Annotated in this window: 20 protein-coding genes and 1 riboswitch; of the genes, 11 read left to right on the top strand and 9 right to left on the bottom strand. The window is 46.9% G+C overall.

Annotated features, from left to right (window positions below):
- The first annotated feature begins 380 nt into the window (after positions 1 to 380).
- The gene (locus SOHN41_RS18980; protein WP_007652185.1) at positions 381 to 2948 is read left to right on the top strand and encodes an immune inhibitor A domain-containing protein; all 2568 of its coding nucleotides are present in this window, start codon (positions 381 to 383) and stop codon (positions 2946 to 2948) included.
- Between the two features lie 52 nt (positions 2949 to 3000).
- Here the strand turns inward: SOHN41_RS18980 and SOHN41_RS18975 are convergent, their stop codons facing one another.
- Positions 3001 to 3570 (bottom strand): chorismate--pyruvate lyase family protein, encoded by a 570-nt coding sequence (locus SOHN41_RS18975; protein WP_007652184.1) that lies wholly within the window; start codon positions 3568 to 3570, stop codon positions 3001 to 3003.
- Positions 3571 to 3671: 101 nt separating this feature from the next.
- Here SOHN41_RS18975 and SOHN41_RS18970 point away from each other — a divergent pair, with 101 nt between their 5' ends.
- Both SOHN41_RS18970 and rlmF read left to right on the top strand, forming a co-directional pair.
- Entirely contained in the window at positions 3672 to 4088 is a 417-nt protein-coding gene (locus tag SOHN41_RS18970) for a flagellar basal body-associated protein FliL (protein ID WP_007652183.1), read from the top strand.
- A gap of 29 nt (positions 4089 to 4117) precedes the next feature.
- Positions 4118 to 5164, top strand: a complete 1047-nt coding sequence (rlmF, locus tag SOHN41_RS18965; RefSeq protein ID WP_007652182.1) for a 23S rRNA (adenine(1618)-N(6))-methyltransferase RlmF — start codon at positions 4118 to 4120, stop codon at positions 5162 to 5164.
- Between the two features lie 41 nt (positions 5165 to 5205).
- On the opposite strand, the gene SOHN41_RS18960 is transcribed toward rlmF, so the two are convergent.
- Genes SOHN41_RS18960 through glp form a run of 4 tightly spaced genes read right to left on the bottom strand, consistent with a single transcriptional unit; the run spans position 5206 to position 8262 of the window.
- Positions 5206 to 5502: a DUF333 domain-containing protein gene (locus SOHN41_RS18960; RefSeq protein WP_007652181.1), complete on the bottom strand. Its 297-nt coding sequence runs from the start codon at positions 5500 to 5502 to the stop codon at positions 5206 to 5208.
- Positions 5503 to 5527: 25 nt separating this feature from the next.
- On the bottom strand, positions 5528 to 6190 hold the full coding sequence (locus SOHN41_RS18955; protein ID WP_007652180.1) for a Bax inhibitor-1 family protein: 663 nt from the start codon (positions 6188 to 6190) through the stop codon (positions 5528 to 5530).
- 47 nt (positions 6191 to 6237) lie between these two features.
- Entirely contained in the window at positions 6238 to 6999 is a 762-nt protein-coding gene (moeB, locus tag SOHN41_RS18950) for a molybdopterin-synthase adenylyltransferase MoeB (protein ID WP_007652178.1), read from the bottom strand.
- Positions 7000 to 7008: 9 nt separating this feature from the next.
- Positions 7009 to 8262, bottom strand: coding sequence for a gephyrin-like molybdotransferase Glp (gene glp / locus SOHN41_RS18945; RefSeq protein WP_007652176.1), 1254 nt, complete (start codon positions 8260 to 8262; stop codon positions 7009 to 7011).
- Between the two features lie 326 nt (positions 8263 to 8588).
- Here glp and ftnA point away from each other — a divergent pair, with 326 nt between their 5' ends.
- Both ftnA and SOHN41_RS18935 read left to right on the top strand, forming a co-directional pair.
- Positions 8589 to 9125 carry a non-heme ferritin gene (gene ftnA, locus SOHN41_RS18940; RefSeq protein WP_007652174.1) on the top strand — a complete coding sequence of 179 codons (537 nt, stop codon included), beginning with the start codon at positions 8589 to 8591 and terminating at the stop codon, positions 9123 to 9125.
- Positions 9126 to 9249: 124 nt separating this feature from the next.
- Positions 9250 to 10179: a sodium:calcium antiporter gene (locus SOHN41_RS18935; RefSeq protein ID WP_037459693.1), complete on the top strand. Its 930-nt coding sequence runs from the start codon at positions 9250 to 9252 to the stop codon at positions 10177 to 10179.
- 45 nt (positions 10180 to 10224) lie between these two features.
- Here the strand turns inward: SOHN41_RS18935 and SOHN41_RS18930 are convergent, their stop codons facing one another.
- Complete coding sequence (locus SOHN41_RS18930) at positions 10225 to 13458, bottom strand: EAL domain-containing protein (RefSeq protein ID WP_007652161.1); 3234 nt, start codon at positions 13456 to 13458, stop codon at positions 10225 to 10227.
- A gap of 387 nt (positions 13459 to 13845) precedes the next feature.
- Positions 13846 to 14499 carry a 3,4-dihydroxy-2-butanone-4-phosphate synthase gene (gene ribB / locus SOHN41_RS18925; protein WP_007652160.1) on the bottom strand — a complete coding sequence of 218 codons (654 nt, stop codon included), beginning with the start codon at positions 14497 to 14499 and terminating at the stop codon, positions 13846 to 13848.
- 204 nt (positions 14500 to 14703) lie between these two features.
- A riboswitch (FMN riboswitch) is annotated at positions 14704 to 14953 on the bottom strand.
- Positions 14954 to 15143: 190 nt separating this feature from the next.
- Here ribB and SOHN41_RS18920 point away from each other — a divergent pair.
- From SOHN41_RS18920 to SOHN41_RS18900, 5 genes are all read left to right on the top strand, one after another.
- The gene (locus tag SOHN41_RS18920) at positions 15144 to 17279 is read left to right on the top strand and encodes a S9 family peptidase (protein WP_037459691.1); all 2136 of its coding nucleotides are present in this window, start codon (positions 15144 to 15146) and stop codon (positions 17277 to 17279) included.
- Positions 17280 to 17289: 10 nt separating this feature from the next.
- On the top strand, positions 17290 to 17724 hold the full coding sequence (locus SOHN41_RS19945) for a GIY-YIG nuclease family protein (RefSeq protein WP_007652156.1): 435 nt from the start codon (positions 17290 to 17292) through the stop codon (positions 17722 to 17724).
- Positions 17725 to 18099: 375 nt separating this feature from the next.
- A complete protein-coding gene (locus tag SOHN41_RS18910) occupies positions 18100 to 19314 on the top strand; it encodes an AAA family ATPase (protein ID WP_007652154.1) in 1215 nt (404 codons plus the stop codon).
- Positions 19311 to 19898, top strand: a complete 588-nt coding sequence (locus SOHN41_RS18905) for an HNH endonuclease (protein ID WP_037459689.1) — start codon at positions 19311 to 19313, stop codon at positions 19896 to 19898. The genes SOHN41_RS18910 and SOHN41_RS18905 overlap by 4 nt, the downstream gene beginning before the upstream one ends.
- A 331-nt stretch (positions 19899 to 20229) precedes the next feature.
- Positions 20230 to 20925: a hypothetical protein gene (locus tag SOHN41_RS18900; RefSeq protein ID WP_007652153.1), complete on the top strand. Its 696-nt coding sequence runs from the start codon at positions 20230 to 20232 to the stop codon at positions 20923 to 20925.
- A 956-nt stretch (positions 20926 to 21881) separates the two neighbouring features.
- Here SOHN41_RS18900 and SOHN41_RS18890 read toward each other — a convergent pair.
- Positions 21882 to 22655 carry a DUF4097 family beta strand repeat protein gene (locus tag SOHN41_RS18890; RefSeq protein WP_007652152.1) on the bottom strand — a complete coding sequence of 258 codons (774 nt, stop codon included), beginning with the start codon at positions 22653 to 22655 and terminating at the stop codon, positions 21882 to 21884.
- Positions 22656 to 22925: 270 nt separating this feature from the next.
- Between SOHN41_RS18890 and SOHN41_RS18885 the strand changes: the two genes are divergently transcribed.
- Positions 22926 to 23693 (top strand): class I SAM-dependent methyltransferase, encoded by a 768-nt coding sequence (locus SOHN41_RS18885; protein WP_007652150.1) that lies wholly within the window; start codon positions 22926 to 22928, stop codon positions 23691 to 23693.
- Between the two features lie 25 nt (positions 23694 to 23718).
- On the opposite strand, the gene SOHN41_RS18880 is transcribed toward SOHN41_RS18885, so the two are convergent.
- On the bottom strand, positions 23719 to 25719 hold the full coding sequence (locus SOHN41_RS18880; RefSeq protein WP_007652149.1) for a M14 family metallopeptidase: 2001 nt from the start codon (positions 25717 to 25719) through the stop codon (positions 23719 to 23721).
- Between the last annotated feature and the right edge of the window lie 132 nt (positions 25720 to 25851).

The following is a 25851-nucleotide window of genomic DNA, read 5'->3' as shown; positions in this document are numbered from 1 at the left end:
GAAGCCCCCAGAGAAGCGTTAATGGCATGCCTGCGTTACCCTACGATGTAGCATAATTAGGATCAGTTATTTAGTTAAAAAAACCGTATTAACTTAGCGTTGATACGGTTTTTTTATGGCCGAAGAACTAAAATCTGTGGCCCATTGGCGGTTAGCTGAATGGATGCTGACAAAATATAACATCAACTCTGTAAAATAATATATCAAGTTGTTACTCAGATGTGGTGCTGATAATGTTGACGCTTCTCTTCCTGTCTAGGCTGGAAGAATTAACTCAATCTTGCCGTATATAAAGGCGCACTTGTCTTATTAGCAACGGGCACTAGCCTTAAAGTAGTTTGGCGTGAGGCGCAAAAGTCGTTATGGAAGGAAAACTGAAGATGCAAACAACAAAGGCCATGACGGCATTTGGATTAATGCTGGCATTGATCAGCGGTGCCAGTATGGCTGCACCCCTGCAAACACCCGCGGATGCAGGTGTTATCAATAAAGATCGTATTTTATATTGGCTGATTAAGCGGGGCGAAGTGTCTGCCGATGCGAGTGAGAGCACCAAGCAGGCCGCAGTTCAGGCTTATATTCAGCGGGCCATGGTTGCACAACCCAAGTTACCTCGAATCGAGGTTGAAGCCGAACGTGCCCGTCAGCAAAAAGCCCAATCATCCCAGATGCTGCGTTCCCCTGCACAAAGTGTGTTGGCCGATGCCGATGTGACCAAAACCGTTAAAGTTTTAACTGTGTTGATTGATTTTCCAGACTTAAAATTTAATAACAACGGCTTAACTGCCAGTGATACCGCCATGTATTACTCCAGTTACCCCGCGGCACACTATAAAGGTTTGCTCTTTTCAACGACGGGATTTGAAGGCCCACAGGGACAGACACTGACGTCTGGATATCAGTATTATCAAGCGGTTTCGGGTAAGAGTTTCTTCTTCACTGGGGATGTAAAGGGCTGGTATAGCGCCAGTCAAAATGCAGCATACTATGGTGCCAATGATCCTGACACTGGCAGTGACACTCAAGTGACTGAACTCGTAAAAGAGGCGGTATCCCAAGCCGCCGCTAATATGTCAACGGTCGAGCTAGCAAGCTATGATGTTGAAGATCCGTATGATTTAAACGGTAACGGTAATTACAGCGAACCCGATGGCATTATCGACCATGTGATGATCTTCCACTCCAGCATAGGTGAAGAGGCCGGGGGCGGAAAATTAGGGGATAACGCCATCTGGTCGCATCGTTATTACGTTGACCAGAGCACTCAGGGTTACAGTATTCCGGGTTCAGCCAAAAAAGTCTTTGGTTACACCATTCAACCTATTGATGCGGCAACGGGGGTTTGTACCCATGAATTTGGCCACGATCTAGGCCTACCCGATGAGTACGATACTTCTGATGCTGAAGATAAAGATGGCTCGCCAGTGGGTCTCTGGTCATTAATGTCCGGTGGCAGTTGGGCTGGGACTATACCCGGTGCACAACCCAGTGGATTTAGTCCCTATGCTCGTTCTTATCTACAGACAAGATACAAAGGCAAATGGCTCAATGAGCGTGAAATCGCCCTAGAAAGCATTCCTAAGGCTGGGATGGAAATCACCCTAAATGAAGCGGTTAATCAAGAGGTTGTTAACCAGATCGCGATTCCATTACCTGCCGCACCCATTCCCTTTAAGGCTCCCTATCAGGGCAGCTACCAGTACTATTCTGGTCAAGGGAATATGCTGAATAACAGCATGAGCTTTACGACTAATTTGCCGACCACAACGGATAAACTCACGCTCTCCATGCAGGCGAGTTGGGAAATTGAAACCGACTACGACTATATGCAGGTAAAAGTGAATGGTGTAGCGATTGCAGGTAACTACACTAAGGCGACTAACCTGATAAACAGCGCCCAGCATATTATTACCGATAAATCATCGACTATTTCGACAGCGGTGGGCAGCGATGCTTGGGTGAATTTGGAATATGACTTATCGAGTTATGCTGGTAAGGCTGTCACTATAGAGATCACTTATGTGACCGATGAGGCGGCAATTGAGTCGGGGATCACCATAGATAATATCAGCATTAAACAAGGTTCGAGTGAGCTTTATGCTGATAATGCTGAGGTCGCTAACAAAGCCACGCTAGCGGGTTATAGCCGTATCACCAATACTCGTCCTGGTGCCGCATCCCGTTACCTTATCCAGCTGCGCAGCCACAATGGCGTAGACGCAGGCTTAAAGTACGAAGGTTTTGACCCTGGGGTGCTCCTGTGGTTAGAGGATTTCAGTTATAGCGATAATAATGTGTCGGGCCATGCCGGCCATAGCTTGATTGGGCTGATTGATGCCGACCAAAATATGATAGGCACTCGCTCAACCGATGAGCAGATCCGTGACGCCGCCTTTAGCACGGTAAGGCAAACCGCCTATGCTGAGGATAATCACCTGACTGCGGTCACCTTATTCGATGACAGCTTAGATTACAGTGCACCGCTACAACCTCAGTCGGGGATGGTGTTACAAAAGCTTGGGGTGACTATGGAAGTGTTATCCCAAGTGAGTAACAACAGCACGGCGGTGATCCGTTTAGCAAATGCCAATGCTGCTCCTGCGTTAACCCCGTTAACTGCCACGATTAGCCTGACGCAAACTGGGCAAACTGTGGTTGTGAGGGCTATCACTGAAGGAGGCGAAGGGGCTTACAGTTACGCTTGGAACTTTGGTGATGGCACGACAAGTACCGCAGCTGCGACATCACACACCTATGCCAAGGCTGGCACTTACACTGTCACACTCACAGTGACTGATGCACAAAATGCCACTGCCAACAGCAGTTCAAGCGTTACCGTGTCTGAGCCAACGACACCTAGTGAAACCTCAAGTGGCGGTGGTGGCAGTCTAAGCTGGCTGAGCCTTATGCTGCTCGGTGGTCTTGCGTGGCGCTGCCAGCGCCGATAAGCTAATGAAAAATGCCTCTATATAGAGGCATTTTTGTTTTTAACTCAGGGGGCTAGGGTTGTAGTCTAGCCATCGCTTGTACGGCGGCGGGGAGGAACATTTCGCTGACAAACATTTCCTCCTCATTATGGTGAAAATATCGGCGTCGGCCCCAGAGTTCGTGTTCGACGTTTTGCGCTAAACTCTGAGCAAGCTGGGCGAGGCGACTATCCGTGGTAAAGCGGGCGATTTCGATGCGACCTGGCACAAAACTGTCTTGGCTAAACAACAATTCGCCTAGTGGACGTGTTCCTAGACCTAAAAAATCGGCTTGGCGAGTCGATAATAAAGATTGTGGGATCAAGGTTCTAGCAAATACCCAAGGCACAGAGTCGAGGCAGAGTAACACTTCTCGCACCCAAACGGCGTTTTGCTTGGGATATTCCCCTTCGAGCGGGGTGCATTGGCCTTCACCTAGGATGTTGACTTCGAACTTATCGCAACAGCCCTTGAGCTTTTGTGTCAGGCTTCCCGGTGCCAGTAACCATTCTTTAAGGGGAGAAGAGGGAAGATTCTTGGCGTTATCGGCACAAAACCATTGAATAGATTCGCCATAGGGAAAGCTTAAGCTGGTCACATTCATTAAATACTCGTTACAATATAAGCAAACGTCGGCAGTCTACCAGATAGATTGGGAAGTTTCTTCCATCGACCATTATTGTTTTTAGGGAGCCGTAAGCCGCTATGAAAAAAATATTATCAGCCTGCCTGATTTTGCTCAATTTAGCCTTTAATGCTTATGCGGCCGACGAAAAAGAAGCGCCGCCCGCAACACAGAGCGAATATGCTTATTACGGCTTCGAGCCTGAGATCGTGACTAACTATATTTCGAACCGTAAAAAACTTGGCTTTGTGAAGATCAGTGTCGAATTAATGGTGAAGGATCCCGATGATCTCATCATTATTGAACGCCATGATCCACTACTGCGTGCCGCGATCATTGAGGTATTGGGCAATCAATCGGAAGAAAAGATTAAATCACTCACTGGTCGTGAAGAAATTCGACGCGAGTGTTTCGATATGGTCAATAATCTCATCACCAAAGAAGCGGGTAAACCTTTGATCGTAAATCTACTCTTTACCTCTTATCTGTACGATTAATTTGCACTACTATTTCCAGGGGCCGACACATGTTGGCCCGCTGCGCGACCAGAGCCCCTATGTCAAAACCTGCCGTGAAATCCACCCTTAAACCCAATGCCAGCTCTCGGGGTGACAAGCCGTTACAGAAAGCCCTGCACCCGCGCAATATTCACCTTAATGGCTATGATTTTTTGGCGCTAACCAGTGCATTTCCCCAACTCAAAACCTTTGTTCGTCCAACGCCCTACGGTGCTTTATCGATAGATTTTGCCGATCCCTTGGCGGTGAAGACGCTCAATGCCGCACTCCTAAAACATCACTATGGGATTGGATCTTGGGATATTCCTAAGGGAGCGCTTTGCCCGCCCATACCCGGTCGAGTCGATTATTTGCATTACTTGGCAGACCTTTTGGTCGAAGGTGATAAGTCATGGGCTCTGGATAACGCTAGGGTATTAGATATAGGCACCGGCGCAAACGGCATCTATCCCATATTGGGCAGCCAAGTGTACGGTTGGCAGTTTGTTGCCTCGGATATCAATGCCCATTCACTCGCCAATGTGCAGGGCATTATCGAGCGTAACCCAGTGCTGCAAGGGCGATTAAGTTTAAGATTACAACCGAATGAAAAGGCCGTGTTTAAGGGAATTATAGAGGCCGATGATCGCTTCGAGCTTACCCTGTGCAATCCTCCTTTTCACGCATCGCTTGCCGAGGCCAGCGAGGGGTCTTTGCGTAAGGTGCGCAATCTTGCTGCAAACCGAGGGGGAAAGGCGCAGCTTGCAAGTGCGAAGCTGAATTTCGGTGGTCAGGCGGCGGAACTTTGGTGCCAAGGTGGTGAACAGCAATTTTTGGCGACTATGATCCGCGAGAGCCAAGGGTTTGCCGAGCAGTGTATGTGGTTTACTAGCTTAGTGTCGAAAAAGGAAAACCTAAAACCCTGTTATCAGGCGTTGACAAAGCTTAGGGTCGACACAGTAAAAACCATTGAGATGCAGCAGGGCAATAAAATCACTCGGGTGCTCGCGTGGAGTTTCCATTCACAGGCTAAGCGTCAGCAGTGGCGCGATGAGATCCTAAGCGCGACAAAATAAAAAGGCGCTTAACGCGCCTGTGGGTTTGAAGCAATATCCCATTACTGCGCTTTTTCCTGCGGATGGTCGCGGCGAAACAGCGCCCACTCATCAATTTTTTCACCGCTTGGCAAAGTACAAATGCCAAGCTCACCTTCAGCTGTCTTTTGGATTTCCGAGGTGCCGCCCAGTGAGACGCAGTATTCGGCGGCAGGGTTGGCGATTTGAACTTTAGTACCTGCTTTGGTTTCTGTTTTTACTTCGGCGGGAGCCTGCGTTACTGGCTCGGTTTTTTCGCCGCAGCCGACTAAGCTGCCGCAAATGACCAGGCCGATTAACAATGGTGATGTTAATTTCATGCAGTTTTCCTTGTCGTTGAGTGACTTATTTGCGTCCTAAAATCCGCAAGATACGCAGAAATAGGTTGATGATATCCATATACAAAGCGGCGGCGCTGTCGACGGCATTATCGACCGTCTTAGGGATTTGATTCGCGCGGCCCCAATCGTAGCCAATATAACCGCAGAAAATGAGCACGACTATCCAATCCAAAATGCCATGGTGGGTATTAAAGATAAATATTTCAATCAGTTCTACGACTATCACTAGTAACAATGCGATAGTCAGCACCCCAGCGATTTTCTGGAAGAAAGCCGGAAACAGCGTCCCCAAACACATCATGGCGATAGTGACTAGGCCGGTTATCCTAATTGCCTCGGTGACCAGCTCTGGATCGTACTGGCTGACGACCATATTGATGATTAAGCCGAAGGGCACCACCACAAAGTTGTAGCCAATGAAGCTGATCACGGGATTGTTGGAACGTTGAAATAGGTAAATCCCAAAGAAACAGGAGGCGAAGTAACCTATAAAGAAAATCCACGGGTTAACGCTGGCAATCGCTTCTGGGTCGATATGGCTGACCATTATATAGTTGACGGCAAAACCCCAAACAAGGGTTAAGCCAATCACTAAGTTATAAAGTCCCGCCCCTATGAGAGTGTCATTGGTGGTGCGGCGGTCGAATACGCTGTTTTCAGAATCCATTTGATTTTTATATCCTTAATTATTGAAAGCGTGCCGAGTATACCTTGTTACTGACTACAGATCTTGCAGTGGGGTTGTTTGGGGAGTTTCATTTCACGAAATTCCATGGTCATGGCATCGATCATCAAAATCCGTCCGGCGAGCGTTTTTCCCATTCCCGTGATGACTTTAATGGCCTCGACGGCTTGCAAGCAGCCGACCATGCCGACCACTGGGGCGAGGATGCCGGACTCGACGCAGCTGAGTTGCTGTTCGCCAAAGAGTGAACTAAAGCAATGATAACAAGGTGTTTGCGCTTGATAGTCGAAGACGGTGATCATGCCTTCCATGCGAATTGCAGCGGCCGAGACTAGCGGGATCTTGTGCCTAAAACAGCTCTGGTTTAATTGCTCACGCACACTGACATTATCGGTGCAATCGACCACGATGCTGTGGCTGGCGACTAAGGTATCGATCTCATGGTCATCGAGTACCGCATTGATCGTATTGATTTTTACGTGAGGATTGAGCCGATTAAGGCTCAGTTTGGCCGACTCGACCTTAGCTTGGCCGATAGTGGCATCCTGATGCAGCACTTGGCGCTGCAAATTAGAGAGTTCGACCGTATCGAAATCCACTAAAGTTAACTCGCCAATGCCTGCCACCGTCAGATATTGCCCCGCCGCGCAGCCTAAGCCACCTGCACCTATCATCAACACTTTGGCGAGTTTTAAGCGCTCTTGGCCGTCGATATCCATCGCCTTGATGGATATCTGGCGGCTGTAGCGGGTGAGCTCGCTGTCGCTGAGAATATCAGGTTGTTCATTCATAAAGAGGCCTTAGCAGAGTACGCTGTTAAAGGGTTCAACCGTGACTTTTGTGCCAGCCAGCGTGTCACCCTGGAACTGCTCCAACAACACAAAACAGTTTGCTAGGCTCATAGAGGTCAACATGCCCGAGCCTTGGCTACCTGTGATGGCTACTTCCAATTCGCCCTGTGAATTGCGGGATAAAATGCCGCGCTGATACTCGACTCGACCGGGCTGTTTACGCACTGGCGTAGTTAGGATGGCGGGCAGCATGAGTGGCGCTTTAGGGGTCAATCCCTGCATCTTATTCAATATTGGCCAAACAAGTTTATAAAAAGTCACCATGGAAGAGACGGGGTTACCCGGTAAGCCGCAGAATATCGCCTTGCCAATCCGTCCCATGGCGAAGGGTTTACCCGGTTTAATGGCGAGCTTCCAGAAGGTAATTTGGCCTTCTTCATCGAGAATCTGCTTAGTAAAATCCGCTTCGCCTACCGAAACACCGCCCGAAGTTAACACTAAATCTGACTGGCTGGCGGCTTGGCGAAACGCTTGGCGAATCGCCTCGGGATCGTCGATAACTACCCCTAAATCCAACCACTCTACATTGGCGCGGCTGAGTAAGCCTTGGATTGAATAGCGGTTAGAATCATAAATTTGCCCCGGCGCTAATTCGCTGCCGACTGGGCGTAGTTCATCCCCGGTAGAGAAAAAGGCAACTTTAAGCTGGCGGTAAACCCTGACTTGGCTAACGCCTATGGTGGCTAATACACCCAGTTCGGCGGCACCGATTTGGATCCCCGCATTGAGGACTTGAGTGCCCTGGGTGAGTTCTTCACCACGGCAACGCACATTGGCGCCTTTGCCCTTGGGGTGATTGATAAGAATGAATTCACCTTGAACTTGGGTCTCTTCTTGCATCTGCACTGTGTCATAACCCGCAGGAACGGGGGCCCCCGTCATGATCCGTATGCAGGTATTCGCTTGGGCGGCACCTGCGAACCCATGCCCGGCGAAGGAACTGCCGATAAGGCGTAAAGCCGTTTGCTCTGTCTGATGCTGTAAGTCAGCAAAACGGAAAGCATAACCGTCCATTGATGAGTTATCGAAGGGGGGCAGATCGATGCAGGAAGCCAAGTTTTCGGCGAGCACTCGACCTAAGGCATGGGGTAATAATACAACTTCGGTGTCTGAAATTGGGCTAACTTGTTCGAGCAAGAGGGGAATAGCTTGATCGGGATGCATTAGGCTAGGTTGCGAACAAGGATCGGCTTTTACGGACATCGGGTCTTCCTTATATGCGGTGAGTTGTATAGCAACATTGGGCTTATTATGCCACGGTGATCGGCGATGGCCATGATCTGCATGCGAGTTTCTGTGATGGGCAATCCGTTTTTTGCTGCCAGAGTTTAAGAAAGCGGGAGCGTTATGCTGAATTGCCTTAACATAAAATCGCAAACTTAAACGCGAGTCGATGAACAAATGAAAATCGTTTTTATCAAATAATCATTAAGTTAGCTAAATTTCCAAAGGTAAATTTTATTGCTTTTCTTGCCCCCCTTAATGACAATGGATCAAGATTTCAGTTCGAATGCCAAAGAGGGTTTACTATGCTGTCAGCAGCCATGATCGAAAAGTTGAATGAGCAAATTAATATGGAGTTCTTCTCCTCTAATTTATACCTGCAAATGAGCGCATGGTGTGAAGATCAAGGGTTTGAAGGCGCAGCTAAGTTTATGCGTGAGCATGCGGACGAAGAAATGGGCCATATGCGCCGCCTGTTTACTTATGTGAGCGAAACCGGTGGTTTGCCGTTATTAGGCGCAATTGAGGCTCCACAGTCACAGTTTTCATCCTTACTCGCCTTGTTCGAGTTGACCTATGAGCATGAGCAACTAATCACTCGCCAAATCAACGCGTTGGCCCATGCCGCATTTTCTAATCAAGATTATTCCACCTTCAACTTCCTACAATGGTATGTGGCCGAGCAGCACGAAGAAGAAAAGCTGTTTAAGTCCATAGTCGATAAGATCCGTTTAGTGGGTGAGGACGGTAAGGCGTTGTTCTTTATTGATAAAGATTTAGCTAAGTTAGCCTCTAAAGGTGGCGAAAGCATTATGAATGGCCAAAGTCAGCCGCAGGCTTAGTCTCTCTCTTATCCGATAAGAAGCAGCCTAGGCTGCTTTTTTTGGGTTCGCTATTTGCTATTTTGAACCAACAAACAGAAGTTTATGCAAAACTTGAAGAGCTGCTAACACTACTCGAGTTGCAATGAACCATTACACTGTTTTGATTTTGGGCCTTGTGTGCGCCGCCATCGGTGGGGAGCTGTTTGTGCGCGGCACGGTTGGCCTCGCCCATTGGGCGCGAATTTCACCTGGTATTATCGGGGTAACCGTTGCCGCATTCGCCACCTCAAGCCCTGAGTTGTCGGTCTCAATCAATGCCGCTCTGGCTGGGACACCCCAAATTGCACTTGGAGATGCCCTCGGAAGTAACGTGGTCAACGTGGCATTCATTCTTGCCCTTACGCTGGTCATTTCTGGTATCCAAAGCCCCCGTGACAGTGTAAAGCGGGATTTTCCTGTGGCGTTGTTGATCCCCGTCATTACGGGTGTGCTATTTCTTGATGGCGTGCTTTCCAGAATCGATGGTTTTTTGCTGTTAAGTATGTTCCTCGCTTGGTTGGTCACGACCATTGTCGAGGTCCGAAAGCAACGAAGCGCTGCGGGAGAGGTTCTTGGGGAACATAGGGGATGGCTGGTTGTTCTTTCGTGCGCAATTGGCCTTGGCTTTCTTATTGCTGCCGGTAACCTCATTGTTGCTGGCGCAAAAGGCATTGCGATTGCCTTTAGTCTCGATGAATTTATTATCGGGGCCACTATTGTGGCGGTGGGCACATCCGTACCGGAGCTAGCGACAACTGTCGTTGCCAAGCTGCGCGGACATGACGAGATTGGCTTGGGAACCATCCTTGGCAGCAATATCCTCAATGGAATTTTGGTTATCGCAATCGCGGCCATCATTCATCCCATAACAGTTGCATGGCGTGAAGTCGCAATGACATTGATGTTCGGTTTTATGGCCGTGGTGTGCACTTACCCTACACGCACAGGTGCCATTGAACGCAGGCGAGGTGTTTTGTTGCTGGTATTGTATGGGGCTTATCTCGTGACAATTCTTCAAGGGCAAGCAGCCTAACCGCTGAGGGCTGGCTGCATGTTATCATCATCTTTTACAATTAAATCAGCTGTTTACACATTCATCTTGTTGATTTTCGCGCAGAAACAAGGGCAGTTTTACCTTGAGTAACGGTGTCACCTCATCGAATGGCAGCGGTTTCGAGATTAAATAGCCTTGGGCGAAATGGCAGCCTAATCCCTGCAGAAAATGCCATTGGGCCTCGGTTTCTATGCCTTCGGCAACGAGTTCCATTTCAAGGCTTTGGCCCATCATTACAATGGCTTTCACCAGATTGGCGTTAGGGCAGTTATCTAAGGCATTTTCCACAAAACTACGATCGATTTTGATCACTGAGATAGGGAATTTTTTCAAATAACTCAATGAGGAATAACCAGTACCAAAATCATCGATATAGATTTGCGAGCCTAAATGGCGAATGGCTTCTAGGGTACTTAAGCAGTGGCTTGCATCCCCCATCAACATGCTTTCGGTGATCTCAATATGCACATTGCGCGGGTTCACATGGTGGCGATTAAAGCATTCCTGCAGCACTTGCTCGAAGCCCATGCCGCGGGTATTGATACATTGACGACTGGAAACATTAATGGCGACATTGATATTTAAGCCGCTTTTTTGCCACTGCCTTAGGTCGTGCATCGCTTGATTGAGCACCCATTCACCCATAGGTTCGATCAGCCCTGTCTCTTCGGCGATAGTGATAAACTGATCCGGCGGTATCAGGCCAAAATCAGGATCTTGCCAACGGATAAGCGCCTCAACACTACACACTTGGCCCGTTTTCATCTCGACTATGGGTTGATAATGCAGGGTAAATTCATTTTGCGCTACGGCGCGTCGCAGGCGTTGTTCCAGTTCCATGCGAGCATACATGGTTTGATTCATACCTGCGGTAAAGTATTTGAAGGTGTTTCGTCCGGCATCTTTGGCTTGGTACATGGCCATTTCGGTATTGCGGGTGAGGGAACTCACGTCGAGGCCATCTTCGGGATACACGCCAATACCGAAGCTGGTGGAGATCTGGATCTCCCGTTCGTTCAGGATAAAAGGTGTGGATAGGGTTTCAATGATGCGAGTTGCCATATGCTCGATGGCGAGTTCGTTCGTTAGGCGTGGCAATATGAGGACAAACTCGTCCCCACCGATGCGGGCGATAAAATCGGTTTTACCTATGATCCCTTCTAGGCGTTTTGCCACATCTTGCAGTAACAGATCGCCGGTGGCATGGCCCTGTACATCATTAATGTACTTAAATTGATCTAAGTCGATCAGTAGGATTGCCAGCTTACGTGAATCGTGTTGTGCAACATGGATTTCGTGCTGTAGGCGTTCATTAAATAGTTTGCGGTTAGGCAACCCCGTCAGCGCGTCGAAGTTTGCTTGATACCAGAGATCCTGCTCATATTGCTTACGCTTACTGATATCCATAAATAAACCAATATGTTGGATTATTTCGCCCTGTTCATTTCGCACCACGGTAATAGCCAGATACTCGGGATACACTTGGCCATCTTTGCGTTTATTCCAGATCTCGCCTTCCCATTTACCTTCTTTCTGTAGCGCTTCCCACATGGCGGTGTAGTAGTGAGTGGGGTGGCGTTTCGAACTTAAAATCGATGGGCTCCGGCCCTTAACTTCTTCTAGAGTGTAGCCAGTGATCTGGCTAAATGCGGGATTGACCAGTTCGATATGGTTATCCGCATCCGTCACCATGATGCCTTCGGCGGAATAATTGAATACGGCAGCGGCGCGATTTAGCGCATGGTTAGCCTTTTGGCGCTCGCTAATCATCAGGTTCATGGCACGGGCCATGCGGCCGAGTTCATCCGAACCTGAAACATTGATATTGATATTGAGCTGAGGATCGGCCGCCATCTGCTGCATGTCGTTGGCAATTTTAGTGATTTTGTCGATAAAGCTGCGAATGATCTTACGTCCCAGCCAGAGTGTGATGGTGGCGGTAAAAAAGACGGAAAATAGGTATAAGCCGAGAAGCGTCAGGGCGTTGTTCTGCTGGGTTTCGCTCTGCAGCGCCATAGACTCAGTGATCTCATTACTGATGACATGCAGTTCATTGATGCGATCCGTTGTCAGCGACCACCAATCTTTACTGCTCACAGGATGGGGTGGCATCAAGAGTTTTTCTATCGCCCCACTCAGCTCTGTATCATTCACATGGGCGAGGGCGGTGATCTCTTCGTGGGACAGTTTTTGGTGCTGCATTTGTTGTAGCTTAGACATGCAAAATTGGTATTGGTCAATGCTGTCTTCGATAACATTCACTGTGGGTATCAAGCTTGGCTGATTGCGGATCTCATGATTTAGCTCGTCGAGATTCAGTTGGATAACAGTCAGTGCCCGATTGAATTTATCCAGTGAGGTGGCATCGCCCCTGAGCAAATAGTCCTGATAACTATCGATCAAACCGCCAAAGCCTAAATGGGCATTGATGTTTTGCACTAAAGTGCTGACACGGAACTGCTGTTCAATCTGTTGGCTGATATTGAGTATTCGTAGGTTTTCTGGTGAAGCTTGTATTTGGCGGATAAGTGATTGCTTATCTGAAATGGAGGCATTACTCGCGTGCAAAATGGCTTGGCCATATTCGTACATTATCGTACTTATGCTCCGATAATCATTGATGCTTAATGAGCTTGATAAAAGCATACGATTAATGGCGCTGCGTTCTTTGACAGCAAGCTCCTGCACCATAAGTAGACTTAATAAATCGGCATAGGCACGGGACTGGCTAATGTCGTTGGTTTGCAGTTGTAGCAGTTGGATCAGCTGCAATAGCTGGGCACTAAGTTGATTGTATAAGTTGATGAAAACGTGGGGAGATTGTTTCAACACATCCAGACGGGCCGATATGAGTCTATGGCTCGAAAGCCGTAGTGCATCGAGCCGTTCCTGCAACTGTGTCGCCCCCAGTCTGTCACTGTCTAAGGTGGCAATTAAGCCGATGAGAGACGGCCCATTGAGTAACTCATCCAATGCCTTAGTCGTGCTCTGTTGCTGCTGCAGTAACCCTGTCTGATCTTGATATTTTGCCGTTTGATGAGGTTGGAAACTTAGGCTGTATTCGTTATGTAGTTGATAGAGGAGTTCAGTAATTTGTGCCGTTGTTTGTATCGCCAGATGATTGTGAGCCGCAGCGTGGTATTCCTTTGCAAGAACATACATACGTGTAAGCACAAACAAGCTCATCATCAGCAATGGCAATAGTGAAAACAGAATGAGCTTCTGCTTCAGACTGAGGTGATGTAGCGTGGATGGCATGCAAACTTACTCCTACTCCATTTGCCTGGCGGGAGACATAAAAAATCAAGGCATTCGCCTTGATGCAGTATTGAGTGGTAAAAGACCAGACACTGGCTATGGATATTTAACATAGACAGAGAAGTGCCGCGACCCCTAGTTTATGGATATCTAATCTAGGTCACGAAATTAAGCGGTTTGTTATATATGTATCTAAGATATTCTTTTTGTTTATGTATTATTCACCTATCAAACAAAGTGATCACTTGTCTGTGATATGGAGCGGCATATTGCTCAGCGAGCCCTTTGCGAATTAGGTGGCGAAGCAATATAAAAAAAGACGCTGCGGTTGCAAGCGTCTTTGGGGATAACGGGCGTATAGCGTTGCCTCTTATCGGGCTATGGGGGTTAGCCTACCTTCGCCAGTAATGCTTTACGATAAATAACAATATCTTCGATCGTCAGCACTGGCATATTGTGCTGGGTACCAAAGGCGATGATCTCGGGTAAACGCGCCATAGTGCCATCGGGATTAGTGACTTCACATAACACTCCTGCGGGTGTTAAGCCCGCCAGTTGCATCAGATCGATAGTCCCTTCGGTATGGCCGCGACGGGTTAATACGCCACCCGGTTGGGCGCGAAGTGGATATACATGTCCAGGGCGTGCTAAATCGCTGGGTTTAGCATTAGCGGCAATCGCGGTTTTAATTGTCGTCACACGGTCGGCGGCTGAAACACCTGTGGTCACGCCTACTTTGGCTTCAATACTCACGGTAAACGCCGTGCCATATTGGCTCGAGTTGTGCTCAACCATGGGCGGCAGTTCGAGGGCTTTGACTTTTTCGTCCGGTAAACACAGACAAACGATACCGCTACATTCGCGAATGAGCATGGCCATTTGGGCATTGGTCAGTGTCTCGGCGGCAAAAATTAAATCGCCTTCGTTTTCCCTATCTTCGTCATCGACGACCAATACACCTTGGCCTTGACGTAGGGCATTTAGACCCGCTTCAACGCGTTCGATAGCAGTACCAAAAGGAGCAAGTAAAGACTGATTCATGGTTAATATCCTTCAAAAATACGACATTGGAATATCCAGAATCAGGGCGTGCAGAAATACAGCCGTTACCACGAAGAGGATTAAGCTGTAGCAATATACCCATTTTAAGCTCAATGACCTAAGTCAGGTTATTGCAAAATATGAGGCTAACATTTTGGATGATGGCAAAGTTTAAGCTAATAGTGCCTGCATCCTAGTGTTGTCTTACATTCTCTTCCATCCGGACTCAGCACTGTTGCCATAAAAGCACACAGTCCATTACCGTCGGCTCTGGAATATTAGGGCTGATCTCGTTAGGCGTTAACCATGGCGAGAAAACCTAAGTCACCAGATCTGCTGACCCCGAAAGTGTTTTCGGGCGCTCGCGGGCTTTTGATAAGGCTCGGTAATATCATCACTTAGCCAGTACCAATTTACCGCCGGTGGGGAGTTTCACCCCGCCCTGAGAATTTGTTTTAAGGCTGTTTAGGCCTAAAAACGCGGTTATGTTGCGCTTATTTGCATCGAATGGCAATAGAATGGCGGCTGAGTATGTTCAATGTTTGCGCTAGGGCACACCAGCCCACTATCATATTGAACATATAAGCTAATTGACCGCCATCGTCCTGTGCGATGGTCATTATGGACGTCACAAGGACGTATAAATGCGCTCTCTGTTGTTAACTTTAGGAATCACCATGCTGTTATCCGGTTGTTCGGCTCAAAAAGGGCAAGTTCCCGCCCCCGTTGCGGAAAAAATTCCCCATGTGATGACTTTGCATGGCGTGACTCGTACCGATGATTATTATTGGATGCGTGACGATAAGCGCCAAGATCCTAAAGTGTTAGCTCACCTTAACGCTGAGAATCGTTATACAGAGGCCTATTTCAAACCGCTCAAACCGCTGCAGGATGGACTTTTTAAAGAGTTGACCGAGCGTCTGGTTGCCGATGAGTCCAGCGTGCCATACCAATGGCATCAGCACAGTTATTACCACAGGTATCAAGAGGGTAGCGAATATCCACTGATCAGCCGTAAGGGGGCCGATGGCGTTGAGCAAGTGATGTTGGACGTGAACGAGCGCGCTAAGGGCCATGAGTTTTATGGCTTAGGCGGTGCCAGTGTCAGTCCGGATGAAACCATGTTGGCCTTTGGTGAGGATCTGTTAAGTCGCAGGGTTTATCAGATCTATTTTAAAGACTTAGCCTCGGGCGACATGATCACCGATGTGCTTGAAAATACTGAAGGCCGAGTGGTTTGGGCTAACGATAATCGCCATGTGTTTTATATCGCCAAAGATCTGCAAACCCTGCTGGGCTATCAAGTGTACCGCCACGAGTTGGGCACGCCACAATCGAGCGATGTGTTGGTGTATGAGGAGCAGGATGACTCGTTTTATATTGCCCTTGGCAAAACCTTAGATGAATCGCAAATTGTGCTATTCCACGAGAACACCACCACCAGTGAAGTGTCTGTGCTGGATGCCAATGATGCTTTAAGTCTGTTTAAGCCAGTATTACCTCGGGAAGAAGGTCACGAATACAGCATCTCTAAACTGGGCGACAGTTATTACATTCTGACCAACTGGCAGGCGACTAACTTCCGCTTAATGAAAGTGGCGGTAAAAGAAGCCGCCGATAAATCCAAATGGCAGGAGGTGGTTGCCCATAATCCCAATGCGCGGATTGAAGACAAATTAGTGCTGAAGGATCATCTGATTATTCAAACCCGTGAGAATGGCCTGACGCGCATTAAAGTGATGCCATTCAATGGTCAAAAGCCCTTCGAGCTGAGTTTCGACGAACCCGCCTATGTGCTCGGCTTAGATGTAAACGCCCAGCAAGATAGCGACAAGTTACGGATTTTCTACTCGAGCCTGACCACGCCTGAGGCGATTTATGAGTACCACTTAAGCAATCCAGATAGACGCGATCTGCTTAAGCAGGAACAAGTGCTCGGCGGTTTCGATGCTAGTCAGTACCGCGCCGAACGTTTATTTGTCACCGCCCGCGATGGCGCTAAGGTGCCGGTTTCTTTGGTGTATCGTAAGGATAAGTTCAAGAAAGACGGCACTAACCCTCTGTACCAATATGGTTATGGTTCATATGGTTATACCGTAGAGCCTGACTTTTCTTCGTCGGTTATAAGTCTGCTCGACCGCGGCTTTGTATATGCCATCGCCCATGTGCGCGGCAGCGAAATGTTAGGCCGCCCTTGGTACGATGCGGGCAAGTTACTGAATAAAAACAATACTTTTAATGACTTTATCGATGTCACCACGGCCTTAACCGAGCAAGGTTATGGCGACAAGAATAAAGTGGTGGCCTCGGGCGGCAGTGCAGGCGGGCTGTTAATGGGCGCGATTGCCAATATGGCGCCAGATAAATACTTTGCCATCGCGGCCCATGTGCCCTTTGTGGATGTGGTCACGACCATGCTCGATGAGTCGATTCCGCTCACCACCAATGAGTATGACGAGTGGGGTAATCCAAACGAGAAGACCTATTTCGACTATATGTTGAGTTACTCGCCCTACGACAATGTCGCCGACCATGAGTACCCCCATCTGTTAGTCACCACAGGTTTACATGATTCACAGGTGCAGTATTTCGAGCCCGCCAAATGGGTGGCGAAACTGCGTGAAGTGCAAAATAAATGGTACAAACTGGACGATAAGGTGTTGTTATTCAACGTCGATATGGATGCTGGCCACGGCGGCAAGAGTGGCCGTTACCGCCAGTATCAAGACACCGCCCAAGAATATGCCTTCTTCTTAAGCCTGCTCGGCATGACTAAGTAGGCGCCAACGGGTGACCGATTTAGTCGTTAAGTCTTCAAATTCACATCCCTCGGCTAGCCCCTCGCAAGGGGCTAGCCAAGCGCCTGCTGTTAACCAAGCTCTGCTTTCGAGCAAGCCAGAAGCGCTAGGAGCTGAGCAAGCTGTTACTTCGGAGCAAGGAGCGACGTCAGAGATAGAACAAGTCTCGATGTGGTATCTATATCTCATCCGCTGCGCCAATGGCCACTTGTATACTGGTATTACTACAGATGTGACGCGGCGTTTTAATGAGCATCAATCCAATGGCCCCAAGGCGGCAAAATATCTGCGCGGCAAAGGGCCATTAACGCTAATGTATCAAGAACAAGTCGGCACCCGCAGCGATGCTCTAAAGCGTGAGATTGCGGTTAAGAAACTGGGTCGTGCTCAGAAATTGGCGTTGATTGAATCTGCTGAACAGAGGTAGTGCGATATAAAAGAGCTAAATCATTGGTGTACGCGTGTAATGATTAAGCACAGTCATTTCAGTGACACGCAGCAAGTACGTCCCTGTATGCTCGACCGTGACATCCATGTCACGGACGGTCACTTCCATGTCAGTGCTTAATCCAATTAACCACAGAGTATTCTTTTAGCCCTATATGCTCCAATTTTGTTGTTTCACAGCAGAATTCAATAGTGGGTGTCTAAAGAAACTCTCCAACTCTCATAAATAAGCGCTTTTCGCAAGAGTTGATTGAAGACAAATCAAAAGTACATTATGTTTTTTATTTAAAATGAGTGATTGGAATTTTTTGTTTAATATACCGTTCAAGATTGAACAAAAAATAATGGAGTAAAAATGAAATTCAAATCGATCTCAATCGGATCATGGAAGCAGTTTGAGAGCATCAATATTACATTTCATCCTTCGGTGACAATTCTAACAGGAGCCAATGGTTCTGGAAAAACGACGGTTCTTGGAGTCCTAAGCAGACACTTCGGATGGAATCGACTTGAACTATTTACACCGACCAAGAACGATGACACGGGAATATTTAGTTGGATACCCAAGATTTTTTGGCGGAAATCAGAGCACCTCATAAAAATTGGTGAAATTCAATATGATAAAGGCAGTTCTGAGCTACAGATTCCTCGACAAGATGGCCCACAATACCATCTTCAAATTCCAAACCCACAGCATTTAAAGGGTATCAATATTCCGTCTCACAGGCCTGTGTACTTTTACCAACAAGTTCCGCACATTTCAACGCGGAAGCGAACAAAAGATGAGGCTTACAACTTGGTAATGCAAAGCTCATTGCAACGATATAACAATGGGCATTCCCAATCGTCAAACTATTACATAAAAGAAACACTTTTGAGTTGGGCTATTAGCGGCTCTGGAAACGAGTTTATTACTCCTGACCAAGAAATGCGTGAATACTTTTTAGGTTTCGAATTGGTTCTAAAGAAAGTTTTACCAGAAAGTTTAGGGTTTAAAAAAGTTGCTGTTCGTTCTTATGAAATTATTCTTGAGACGGAATCCGGTGACTTCATGCTAGATGCCGTTTCTGGTGGAGTTAGTGCATTAATAGATTTGTCGTGGCAGATATATAACTGTGAGCGCTCGGAAGATGGTGGGCTTGTGGTTCTAATTGACGAAATTGAAAATCATCTTCACCCATCAATGCAACGAAGAATTCTTCCGGATCTTGTAGCTGCATTTCCTAACACGCAATTCATAGTTTCAACTCATAGTCCCCTTGTCGTTGGATCAGTCAAAGAATCTAGCGTTTATGCATTTTCATATAATGAGTCAAATAGGGTTGTTAGCCAAGAGCTTGATATGGTTAACAAGGCTAAAACTGCATCACACATTCTCAACAGTGTGCTTGGCGTTCCAGTAACAATGCCAATATGGGCAGAAAGTGAACTAGATAAAATTCTTTCAAAATACAGAAATATTCAAAATCCTGAGGCTCAATTTGCGAGTCTTAGGGATGAGCTATTCCAAGCAGGACTTTCTGACTACTTCCCAGACGCGCTTTTGAAATTATCGAAGGATTGGAAATGATCAAATTGACACGCCCTGATTGTCCAAATCCACGAGCACTAGAAAAAGGGAATTATAAGCACGCCAACAACAAGGAGGCATTGAGAAATGCTGCCTCTGGTAAATGCATGTACTGTGAATCAAAAATATCGCACGTAGACCATGCTCATATTGAACATATTAAGCCTAAAGCTGCTGATAAATTCCCAGAACTAGAATTTGTCTGGTCGAATCTTGGCTATTCCTGCGAAATCTGTAATGGACATAAACACGATAAATACATTGCAGATACACCGTATATAGACCCGTATGCTGAAAATCCTGAAGCGCATATTGTATTTCATGGCTGGGTTCTGTTCCCGAAGAATGGGTCTGAGCGTGGGGAATTGACCATAACAGATTTAGGATTAAATCGACCAGAGCTGATTGAGCAGAGACAAGAACGCATTGAGAAGTTTATCTTGGCTATTAATGCTTGTTATAGAACAAACAATGAAACTCTTCGTAATGCCGCTTTAAAAAGCTTGGGACAGGAAGCTCTGCCAGATAAGGAGTATTCATATGCGATACTATGCACCCTGAAAGCTCATGACATCCCTTTATAACAGTTTATCTAGACACCCACTGTTAAATTTCTTACAGGAATGATAGGGCTGGCAAAACTCTTGTGGGATTAACAGCCTGCATCGGAGGTTCAGAAGTTCATCTCCCCCGCGAAGTCGCAGAGGGGCGTTGAAGAAAATCGAGTTAGCTTTCGGAGAAAATTTAACAGAGGGTGTCTCGATAAATTTGAGCAGCTAAAAGAAGAGTTAAAATATCGCTGGCTCGTTTTAATGTCGTTTTCGTGATGGTGTATTTATTGAAATGCTGATAAATTTATTTTATTACAAGTGATTAACTATATGCACTTTTACTGGTCTAATGAGGTTAACGCGCATGCGTACTAAGGTATTATATTTCAAAGGAAATTTTGCGCCATATATGCTTTTAAAAAAAGGTGTATTTATAATTTCTCTTTCAATAATATCTGTCTCGTGTGCGCCTGTAGTTAGAGATTACTATAAGCCAATATATAGCGAAGGAGTTACACACAGTAGTGGCTGCGGAGGTTCTGGCCCTTCGGATAAAATATCAATATCGCTTAGTGAAGGTGTTGAACTCGAAGTATCTAGCTCGAGTTCAGCAAAAAATGAGAGATTTAAGAATTTTCATTTTTCAGCTTCAATTATTGCTCCATCTGGAACATATTTTCAATTTTCGAGCGATGAAATTTTAATTTCTGACAATACAACAAACAAAACATGGAGTGTAAAGATAGCTGAATTGATTACACGGGCGGAGAACATTCCAAACGCTAATTCTGATGAGTCAGCTAAGAATGATGGGTATTTCAGTGTAATTCCAACATCGAAGATAACTGGTAATACCTTTTTTGGTTATAACACATTATTTGGTAAAAAGTACTTTAATTCTGGCGCATCAATAAGTATTTTTTCGAGCGATATTGAGTATAAATTGGAAGATTACTCTGTCCAGTTACCATCTATTATTATAAATGGTAAAAAATACATTTTTGAACCTATAAGATTTTTACATGTGCGAAGCATAGGGATAGACCCTCTAAATTGTTAATGTAATATGTTTTATCAGCATCGAAAAAACATTGTAATTACTAATTAGGGATGGCATAAGTGTTATTAAAGGTGTTGTTTTTTCTCAGTTTTATATTGAATATTTACTTGATTTTTTGGTTCGCAAAGCACAGTTACACTATTGAAGCTCACTCTAGATTAAAGCGTGATAATTTTGTTTTATCTCAATTTGTTAACAGCTCTATTTCCAAAGGCGAACTTTTAAAGATTGCACAATCAAAATTGGGTATCCAGAAAGCAAAAGAACAATATAATCACCAATCGTGGGACGATAAGAAATTTGCATCGTCTGTAATCATCGAGGGTATTAGCTTCTTTTTCAACGATAAAGATGAATTAATGCAAGTAGACCACTGGTACAAAGAGTGTTCACCTTTATGGGTAAGGTCGTTTTAACAAACAAATTATTGGTTTATCGAGACACCCACTGCTAAATTTTGCTATGTAAAGATTGAATAGGCACATATATAAGCTATTGGTTCGTGCCAAACTTGCTCAAAGATATATGTTCGTTCAGTTTTCACGTCACACCTTATGTGCTCTTTAAGGCTAACAGAATACGATTTAGCTCGCGGAATTAAGCACTGTCATGGAAGTGACCGTTGGCGGCATGGATGCCGCCGTCGAGCCTATAGGGACATATTTACGGCGTGTCACTGGAATGACAGTGCTTAATTGTTGAATGATTTTATTTATAAATCAGCTATTAAACATAGCTATCAATCCACTATTAAGTAAACGTTTAATGTTGTAAAGCTAGATTCCTTCCAAAAAAAGATGCCACTACAAGGGGTTAGTGGCATAAAGTGCATAAGATTGTCCATGGAACGGTAACGCAAAAGGGGTGGGTAGAAGACTGACATTTGGTTGGGTACTGCAACATCAGTCTCTACGCCGGGAAGTTGGTTGAGCGGTAACTCTGTTGGTCTAACGGGCTTAGTGTTTACTCACTGGGCCATCAATTTTATCGAATGTCACATCACCTGAGCCTGATGAGAGAATCGTTAAGCCCTTAGTGTTCACTACATTTATATCGCCTGAGCCATCATTGATGGTGACTGTGCTTTGCACATTGGCGACTTCAATTTCACCTGAACCATCATCGATATTGATATTGCCTTTAATATCAGTGGCTTTAATACTGCCTGAGCCATCCACTATTGCTAGGTTGCCGGTCACTTGGCTGACCTCAATCGCCCCTGAGCCATCATCAATACTGACATTATTGCCGCCTTGAATAACCAGCTCGCCGGAACCGTCTTTGACTTTGATATTTGCAGTCATACCGTTGATCAAGATGGCTCCAGAACCGTCATCTATATCTAAGGCGAGATCCATTGGCACCTGCAGCTTAAGCTCGATATAGGGTGAATAGTCGTTGAAACTCTCCTGCTCAAAATCGGCCTTAAGCATGGCTTTATTGGCCTTTTTCTCAAGGGTGAGAATCACTTTGCTATCGTCATTGCTATAGATATCTGCGACTAACTTAATTTGGGTCAGGCCTTCGACACCTATGATCTCAAGGCTGCCCGCACCCGTTTCGGCGACGAGCTCCTGTAGGTCTTGAGCATCGAGGGTGAGTTCACGTTGCTGATGGTCTAAATCCGGCATGCCGGCGGCGTTAACATTAATAATGCAGCCAGTGAGTGACACACCAACGGTAAAGACGGCGATAAATCCGAGGGTGAATATAAAAGGGCGTAGTGACATTTTCTTCTTCCTTGTTATTGACACTCGATGACAGACTGAGTGCAGAACTGTTAGCGATAAACTTTATATAAATTGTGATAGCACATCCTATGCCAACTTTAAAATTACTTAATTATCAATTAAATAAGTTTAAAGTGTCCGCGACCACGTTGGCGGACATGTCCGCCGAATCAGTGATTTTTCCCAAAGAGTGGTGAAATTACCCACTTATTCGGTTAGCGTGTGTCCACTCATCCCGCTTGATTCAAAGCCTAACCAGAAAGGATTCAAATGGATTACTTAACGACCAATAAGATTGCCTGGGATGCACGCACTCGGGTGCACTTAACCTCTGATTTTTATGATGTTGAAGGCTTTTTGAGTGGCAACACCTCCTTAACGGAAATCGAACTGAGTGAGCTGGCGGTGGCAGGCAAAAGTTTGTTGCATCTGCAATGTCATTTTGGCCTAGATACCCTGTCGTGGGCACGAATGGGCGCTAAAGTGATTGGGGTAGATTTATCCGAGGTGGCGATTGCCGAAGCGCGCAAGTTGGCGCAGCAGGCCCAGTTGTCCGCCGAGTTTATCTGTAGCGATGTCTACAGCGTGGTGGGCAAGATAGAGCCGCAAGATATTGTATTTACCTCCTATGGCGCCATTGTGTGGCTGCCGGATTTAATGCTCTGGGCGCAGACCATTGTGGCTTGTTTAAAGCCCGGCGGACAGTTTTATATGGCCGAGTTTCATCCGGCGCAGCAGTTGTTCGATGGTTATAGCTATTTTAATCGAGGTGAGCCAGATATAGAGCAGGAAGGGACTTATACCGAGAATGCCGGTGATGAGCAGCAAACCTTAATGTGCTGGTCGCATAGCTTGTCTGAGGTGATCAATGCCTTATTGCAGGCGGGGTTGGAGTTAGCGTTCTTCCACGAATTTGCGTTTAGCCCCTATAACTGTTTCGCAGGGCTAGAGGCGCAAGCCGATGGCCGTTATGTGTTAACACACCAAGGGCAGCATGTGCCCTTGGTGTATAGCATCAGCGCGCGTAAGCCTGCTTAATCCTTGCTGTTTTTAACTGCGGGGATTAACGGCTACGGTAGACCGGATACTTAAGATATTGATTATCGTAGTAAGGGCTGCGCTCATAGAACCAGCGTAAGCGAGCCTCGGGATCGGCGGCAAACTCTGGGTTTTCCAGTGCTTTATTAAATTCAGCCTGTAGCTTTGGATCTTCCTTCAGCATCTTGGCGGCCAGCGGCTCTACGGCATAGTCCTCAATATATTCGGTACGGGTAAAGATAGGGTTAAAGAAGCCCCATTGCAGTAACGAGTCCGGTGATTGTGGCTCGAGCAGTAAAATCGCCAGATCGCCTAAGGGTTGATCTGTGCTGACTTTCACCGTGCCAGCTGGCAAGGTGGTGGTCAGTTTCGCCAGCGTCGAGTCGGCCTTCACTGTGAGTCGTCCCTCGAACGCCTTGGTATTAAATACCGGATTACTCAGGCTATATTGCTGCAATTTAAGCTCTGTTGGCTTGCTTAAACGCGTCATCCGAATGCCGTGTAAATTTAAGCGGTCGATCACATGTGTCCACTGGGCGGGAATATAGTAAGCGCTCGGGCGAGTGACTTTAATATCGGGCACGGTTTCGGCAACCACAGGTAAATTAGGGTACAGCTTAGGCTCGCCCGTCCAACGCACTACCTCGGTGCCGCTAATCGGACTCTGCTCTAGCTGGTAATCTATGCCTTTAAAATCCCAACCTTTAGCCAGTGGCGCCGATTTCCAGGTCAGGGTGATCAGCGGCGAGGCGCGGTATTTATCCTCTTGAATCGCACTCTTTAACTTGGTCGCTTGGTCGCCAACGGTTTTTAGGGTTTGCTCTAGCATCACATAGGTGCCGAGTACGCGCTGCTTAAAGGGTTTTAAGCTGTGGTTCTCAATCAAAATAGTGGGCAGATGGCGGGCATCACCATAACCATTGGAGAAGCGTGGGCTTGGGTTCCACAGCGACATGCCTTTAGTGATATCGGTATTATCGACAGCGAAAATCAGCGGGCCAGGGATATGGCCTTGGGCACTTAGCGCAGCTTCTACCGCTGGGCGGTAGCTATTTTCGAGCCAGCGGAAACTGGCTGGGCTCAAGCCTTGGGCGAGGTTGTAGCCGAAGGTGATGTCGTACTGGTAGTCGATACCGTCGGTGACATGCACATCGATATACAGATCCGGTTGCCACACATTGATTGCCCGCAGCATATGCTGCATTTCTAAGGTGTCGGCCTTAGCGTAGTCACGGTTGAGGTTGAGGTTATTGGCATTGGTGCGCCAGCCCATATTCACCGGGCCGCGTTGGTTTACGCGATTAAACTCGCCGCTGCGCTCATGGGCATCGACGCTAAACATAGGCACAAACAGCAGGTTAGCCTTTTCGAGCAGGTCGCTTTTATCGCCTTTGACTATATCCCGCAGCAGCATCATGCCGGCGTCTTTGCCGTCGATTTCCCCTGAGTGGATCCCCGCCTGCACCAGAATCGTCGGCTTAGTGTTTTGCTTAAGGCGCGCCGATTCGTTTATGCCATCACTGCTGGCGACATACATCCAAATATCACGGCCTTGAGGGCTCTTACCTAGGCTGACTTTCTGCAACTTGGTGGTTTCGGCAGCCAGTCGGTCGAGCCAAGCGATGGTATCGTCATAGCTTGGGCTTTCGCTGCCGTTGTTTTGCTCGAAGGGCGTCGCCCATTCGTGATCTGCGCTAAGTAACAGGGCTTCGCTGCCACCGTGCCAAGTGATGCTCGGCGGTAGAATGGCATCATTCACAAAGGTATTGGCGCGAGTCGGTGTTGCGACCACATTGGCTTCGGGAGCTGCTTCGGCTGTGGGTTCTGTGGTGCTGTTATCTACACTGGCTTCAACCACTGTGGTTTGCGTGGCTTCGGTTTTCGTAACCTCGGCGCTAGCAACTTCAGTTTTAGTTGCCTCGGTTTTAGTCGCTTCAGTATTCGCGGCGAGGGCTAAGTTGGCAGTTAATAATGATCCCGCCGATAAGCAGGCTATGGCGACAACGGAAAAGGAAAACAAGCGCATGAAAAGAGTCCATATATCGAATTTTTATTAGGGCGGTATCTTTTCATTAAACCCCCAGTAAGCGCAAGGGCTGCCAAGGGTTTATCTTGGTTTGCAACGAGGGTTTTTGGCCGCAATGACCCGTGGTAACGG

Source organism: Shewanella sp. HN-41 (assembly GCF_000217915.1).
In the GTDB taxonomy this organism is placed as follows: Bacteria; Pseudomonadota; Gammaproteobacteria; order Enterobacterales; family Shewanellaceae; genus Shewanella.
Note: the sequence above shows the minus strand (reverse complement) of the source record. Positions and strands in the feature narration are given on the sequence as shown.

Coding starts and splice junctions, on each gene's coding strand:
- SOHN41_RS18910 (WP_007652154.1), top strand. CDS start 18,100: ATGAAATTCAAATCGATCTCAATCGGATCATGGAAGCAGTTTGAGAGC.
- SOHN41_RS18930 (WP_007652161.1), bottom strand. CDS start 13,458: ATGCCATCCACGCTACATCACCTCAGTCTGAAGCAGAAGCTCATTCTG.
- SOHN41_RS18920 (WP_037459691.1), top strand. CDS start 15,144: ATGCGCTCTCTGTTGTTAACTTTAGGAATCACCATGCTGTTATCCGGT.
- SOHN41_RS18975 (WP_007652184.1), bottom strand. CDS start 3,570: ATGAATGTGACCAGCTTAAGCTTTCCCTATGGCGAATCTATTCAATGG.
- glp (WP_007652176.1), bottom strand. CDS start 8,262: ATGTCCGTAAAAGCCGATCCTTGTTCGCAACCTAGCCTAATGCATCCC.
- rlmF (WP_007652182.1), top strand. CDS start 4,118: ATGTTGGCCCGCTGCGCGACCAGAGCCCCTATGTCAAAACCTGCCGTG.
- ribB (WP_007652160.1), bottom strand. CDS start 14,499: ATGAATCAGTCTTTACTTGCTCCTTTTGGTACTGCTATCGAACGCGTT.
- SOHN41_RS18905 (WP_037459689.1), top strand. CDS start 19,311: ATGATCAAATTGACACGCCCTGATTGTCCAAATCCACGAGCACTAGAA.
- SOHN41_RS18885 (WP_007652150.1), top strand. CDS start 22,926: ATGGATTACTTAACGACCAATAAGATTGCCTGGGATGCACGCACTCGG.
- SOHN41_RS18880 (WP_007652149.1), bottom strand. CDS start 25,719: ATGCGCTTGTTTTCCTTTTCCGTTGTCGCCATAGCCTGCTTATCGGCG.
- SOHN41_RS18935 (WP_037459693.1), top strand. CDS start 9,250: ATGAACCATTACACTGTTTTGATTTTGGGCCTTGTGTGCGCCGCCATC.
- moeB (WP_007652178.1), bottom strand. CDS start 6,999: ATGAATGAACAACCTGATATTCTCAGCGACAGCGAGCTCACCCGCTAC.
- ftnA (WP_007652174.1), top strand. CDS start 8,589: ATGCTGTCAGCAGCCATGATCGAAAAGTTGAATGAGCAAATTAATATG.
- SOHN41_RS18900 (WP_007652153.1), top strand. CDS start 20,230: ATGCGTACTAAGGTATTATATTTCAAAGGAAATTTTGCGCCATATATG.
- SOHN41_RS18970 (WP_007652183.1), top strand. CDS start 3,672: ATGAAAAAAATATTATCAGCCTGCCTGATTTTGCTCAATTTAGCCTTT.
- SOHN41_RS18890 (WP_007652152.1), bottom strand. CDS start 22,655: ATGTCACTACGCCCTTTTATATTCACCCTCGGATTTATCGCCGTCTTT.
- SOHN41_RS18960 (WP_007652181.1), bottom strand. CDS start 5,502: ATGAAATTAACATCACCATTGTTAATCGGCCTGGTCATTTGCGGCAGC.
- SOHN41_RS18955 (WP_007652180.1), bottom strand. CDS start 6,190: ATGGATTCTGAAAACAGCGTATTCGACCGCCGCACCACCAATGACACT.
- SOHN41_RS18980 (WP_007652185.1), top strand. CDS start 381: ATGCAAACAACAAAGGCCATGACGGCATTTGGATTAATGCTGGCATTG.